General features: G+C 38.9%; 5 protein-coding genes. 2 read left to right on the top strand and 3 right to left on the bottom strand.

All coding sequences use genetic code 11. From position 1 onward, the window contains the following. From AC52RT_RS06840 to AC52RT_RS06830, 3 genes are all read right to left on the bottom strand, one after another. The coding region (locus tag AC52RT_RS06840) for a dynamin family protein (protein ID WP_495540049.1) at positions 1 to 947 on the bottom strand (947 nt) is incomplete at its 3' end. 440 nt (positions 948 to 1387) lie between these two features. Then, entirely contained in the window at positions 1388 to 1927 is a 540-nt protein-coding gene (locus AC52RT_RS06835; protein WP_495540048.1) for an isoprenylcysteine carboxyl methyltransferase family protein, read from the bottom strand. Next, positions 1924 to 3012 (bottom strand): type III polyketide synthase, encoded by a 1089-nt coding sequence (locus AC52RT_RS06830; protein WP_495540047.1) that lies wholly within the window; start codon positions 3010 to 3012, stop codon positions 1924 to 1926. The genes AC52RT_RS06835 and AC52RT_RS06830 overlap by 4 nt, the downstream gene beginning before the upstream one ends. A 180-nt stretch (positions 3013 to 3192) precedes the next feature. On the opposite strand from AC52RT_RS06830, the gene AC52RT_RS06825 reads away from it, so the two are divergent. Together AC52RT_RS06825 and AC52RT_RS06820 are read left to right on the top strand one after the other, a co-directional pair. Beyond that, on the top strand, positions 3193 to 3651 hold the full coding sequence (locus AC52RT_RS06825) for a chemotaxis protein CheX (protein ID WP_495540046.1): 459 nt from the start codon (positions 3193 to 3195) through the stop codon (positions 3649 to 3651). A 162-nt stretch (positions 3652 to 3813) separates the two neighbouring features. Next, positions 3814 to 4463: DUF445 family protein (locus AC52RT_RS06820; protein ID WP_495540045.1), on the top strand; the 650-nt coding region annotated here is incomplete at its 3' end.

The following is a 4463-nucleotide window of genomic DNA, read 5'->3' as shown; positions in this document are numbered from 1 at the left end:
ACATTGCTCTCTATAACCGATCTTTCTTCACTAGGCAATTCAAACAAAGGCTCCAAATCGTCTGAAAAAGCCTCGTCAAATTTGTTCTTTACAGTCAGTACATGACGATTAATTAAACGCTGAGCTGATAATAGCGCTGAGTCGCTGGCGTTTTGGATCCCATTATCAGCACTCTTGAAGATGAACTCACGTACTTCTTCTAGTTGATTATGCGGATTTTCTAAATCACGGACAGAGGTGTAAAATATTTTTTCTGGATAGACATTCCAGTTCGTAAACGCGTCCTCTACTGATTTTTTAAAATCTACAAACGAAATTTCAGTTTCATCATGCTTATCAATCATATTGACAATCAGGTAGACCTTTTTCCCTTCATCCATTAATTCCTTCGTAAATAAAAAGTTAACTTCTGATTGAACATGATTGTAATCCATGACATAAAAAACAGCATCTGCTAAATGCAGCGCAGACTCCGTGGAGACACGATGAGCATCATCTGTTGAATCAATACCTGGTGTATCCATAATGGAACATGTCGGCGGCAGTGGAAAGGTGCTTGAACTAATGGTGATTGACGAAATGGCTGCTCCATCTTTAGCAAAATTTTTAACTGTTTGATAATCATAAGGTGCAGGAAACAAGTTGGGTTCCCCTTCGTGATAGTAAACTAAGGCATAATCATCGCCTTTTTGCAGCTTTACTGTATTGGCACTGGTTGGTATTGGGCTTGAAGGCAGCACTTGATCACCCAATAAATAATTGATCATACTAGATTTCCCTGCAGAAAAATGACCGCAGAAAGCAAGGATCCGTTCTTCCTTTACTAATTTAGCTAGTAACTGTTTCATTTTCTCAGCATTAACCAAATCGTCGCCAGTTAGAAATTGATGATATAATTCCATAAATCCTGCAAGTTGTTCTCGTTGTTTTGTTGTTTGCGTATTCATCTATCTTTCCCCTTACCAAGTCGTAGTTCTTTCCATTGTAAACGATTTCTCCCAACAATTATATAACTATGCAAGGCAATTTTGAATAGTAAGAAAGCGGAGCACCTCATCAGTTTGATAAGGAGCTCCGCTCGTCTATTTTTGTATAAAAAAAACCAGATTAGATTATCTGGTTGTGTGGACAGGAATTAAGTTATGATTTCGAACGCTCTCTCTGCTAATCGGCGCTGCAGCCAACTTCCGAACAGGTCTCTGAACATTGTTTAAAACATGTTTCATCACAAACCCATATGCTATAACCGTCGCAAGAATAAAGAACCAAACCATCTTAAAACACCATCCCTTTTTTTAGTTTTTATCTATATTTTTTTAATTGATAATAGTTTTCATCTTCAATTAGAATCTTATCACGAACGATAATCATTTTCAACTAGAAGTTTTTATTTCTTATTATTTTTCGAATAATTCCCTGGATAGCTGGTTAAGTTGGACAAAGCTCTCTCTTCTATTGGGATTCGAACACTCATCATCCAGGCATTTAAACAGCTGAAAATAATAGCCGTAAGGAATGCATTAAATAATAAGGCGATGACGATGATCTCAACTGCGACAATAACGTAGTTAGGATGCTTGACATACTTATATGGACCTCTGCTGACCAGTGCCGCAGAGGGCATGACAATTATCTTCGTATTCCAATAGGGACCTAAAGAGCTGATTACCCATACTCTCCCCACTTGGGCAAGTAAGAACAACGAAAGCCATACCTCCCAATATACGGATGGTGTCTGATCAAGCAACGTGTATTCTGCAAACAAGGAAACAAAAAAGCCAAGATGCAATAATACGATCCATGGATAATGAGACGTCCCGAATTCCAGTCCCCCTTCCTTCTTCATCCGTTCCTCATTGTTTCGAGCTAAAACGAGTTCCCCAATACGCTGGGCAATTAATAAAATGATAAACAAATAAAAGATCATTGTTCCCACCTCATTAATAAAAGTTCCGAGCTAAAACCCGGTCCAAGTGCAGCGGCAAGGGCATATTCACCTGGATCAGCTCCATGCTCCATAAACCGTTCAAGTACGTATAGGATAGTTGCTGAGGACATATTGCCATATTCACGAAGTACATCCATTGAAATAGTCGTCATCTCACTCGTAAACATAAGTGAATCTTGGTATGCATCAATCACTTTTTTACCGCCCGGATGGGCAATAAACTGGCGAATCTCCTTCATTTCCAGATTCTGTTCCAGCAGAAATCCTTCTACAGTTGGTTTTAACCAATTTTTAATAATATACGGTATATCCTTTGAAAATACGACATACAGCCCATCCTTTACATCCCAGCCCATCACATCTAGAGAATTCAACATCAAGGTGGACTGGGAATCAAGTATACGGTACTGCCCTTTCTGCCGGGAAATGGCCTTGCGCTCCACTTCGTCGCCGCAAATCAAAACACATCCAACTCCATCCGAAAATAGCGAAGTGCCGATTAAATTACTCTTTGAAGCATCATTTTTTTGAAAGGTCAGACTACACAATTCCACAGAGAGAACCAGGGCCTTTGCTTTTGGAAATGCTCTGCAATATTCACTAGCGCGAGCAAGCCCCGCTGCTCCGCCAGCACAACCGAGTCCCCAAATCGGGATTCGTTTTGTTCGAACAGAAGCAGGCAGTACGTTTAATATCCTTGCATCAATGGTCGGCGCGGCCATACCTGTACTAGAAATAAAATAAATCGCTTCGATTTCATCCATCGGAATCGACTCTAGTAAAAAGGTTTGATTGTCTAAACACTTCTCAATCGCTTCCACGCCAAATTGAGTTGCTTTATCAATATAAGAATTATTTCTTTCTTCGAATGAATGATCTTCCTTATACCAATCAAGATCATTCACAAAATAACGAGATTCGACTTCCCCATTTTTAAACGCTTTTAAGAGCCTTTCGATATCTTTAAATGCTGTCCCAAATATTTCACGAGAAAAATCCATAACTTTTTCCTGTGAAAGTAAATAAGGTAATTGTATATGTGCAGCAGAAAGAATATATGGCATAACTCCACACCCTTTTTCAGTAATTATGGTTACTATTTCCTAGTTTTGAAATACTATGCAGTGTGATCTTTGACAAAGCTCACTTATTTTTCGTCATTTTTCCCATTTATTCTCTATGAATAGGTACAAATATTTATTTATTTGTTATTATTAGACTATATAAATTTGGGAGGGCTTGTTGTGCTAACTACAAAGATCACTACAGTCTTAAATAGTACGATTCATGCCATTAATACTGTCATTCCGGTTGAAACCGAAATCAGCGAGCCTTCTATCATTGTTGAACCCTTCGAGCATGCTTCAATAGGTGTACTAATAGGTGTGACCGGTGACGTCCTCGGCCGGTTGTTTATCGAAATGGATAGAGAAACGGTTGGTCGTCTGGGGGAATTTATGTTTAATATGCCGCTGGCAGACGAACTCCTGGAATCATTTGCGGCCGAATTCGGGAATATGGTTGCTGGCAATCTTTCTACTCATTTATCCAATAAAAAAATTGATATGGAAATTACTCCGCCAACGGTAATCAGCGGTGAAAGTTTGATGTATGGCTTTAATAAAGCTTTTACCCTTACGTTTCAACTTAAGGACATTGGGAAATTAACTATGATCCTCATGATTGAAAATGAACCTAGTTAAACGATACAATTGGTTGTAGAAACCTTCATTTGCGTAAGCTATAACTTGACCCCGGCCATTTCGGGGTTATTTTTTTCAAGTTTCATACTAGACTAACTAATAGCAGGTGGAAAAACTCATCAGGTTAGGACTATCTGCAAATCATGTGAGGATGAGTGATGAATGGAAAAAAAAGAGAAATCCTCAAAAAAAATTGCGAGGTATTCACTATTTATTATGATAGCCGGCTTTCTTGCCACTCTTCCCTTTCAAAATTCCATTTGGGCAGAACTGATACGCGGGGGATTTGAAGCTGGGCTTGTTGGAGGGTTAGCGGATTGGTTTGCTGTAACGGCATTATTTCGTCACCCCCTAGGAATTCCCATCCCCCATACCGCTCTCCTGCCGGCTAATCGTAAGCGAATGACGAATGCATTAGTAACCATGTTAAAGACGAATTGGTTATCCAAGGAAAGTATCCAAGAGAAAATAAAACAAATTCCTTTCACAGAAAAACTAATTCACATCATAAGAAGAGAATTGGCTAAAGAGGCTGTTCAAAAGGGAATAGTTGAGCTGATTAAGAAAATGATTACCAATTTGCCGATTGAAAAAGCCGCACCCTTCTTAAGAAAATACCTTCTTTCCGTGATTTCTAATATTGAAATCAAACACATCCTGCACACAGCAAGTGAACAGTTACTTAAGGAAAGGTTTGATGAAAAAGCGTTGAATTATGTTTTAAATAAAGCGGATGCGTGGTTACGCAATAAAGACACAGCACATCAGTTGGGCAGTGTTTCTATGAATGTTCTTCGAAAGGTAGAAGCAGA

The sequence above is a fragment of the Peribacillus sp. genome (assembly GCF_059453735.1).
This window is presented reverse-complemented; position numbering and strand designations above follow the sequence as displayed.

What these genes read in the sequence shown, in the direction of transcription:
- AC52RT_RS06835 (WP_495540048.1), bottom strand. Translation starts at nt 1,927, where the DNA reads ATGATCTTTTATTTGTTTATCATTTTATTAATTGCCCAGCGTATTGGG.
- AC52RT_RS06830 (WP_495540047.1), bottom strand. Translation starts at nt 3,012, where the DNA reads ATGCCATATATTCTTTCTGCTGCACATATACAATTACCTTATTTACTT.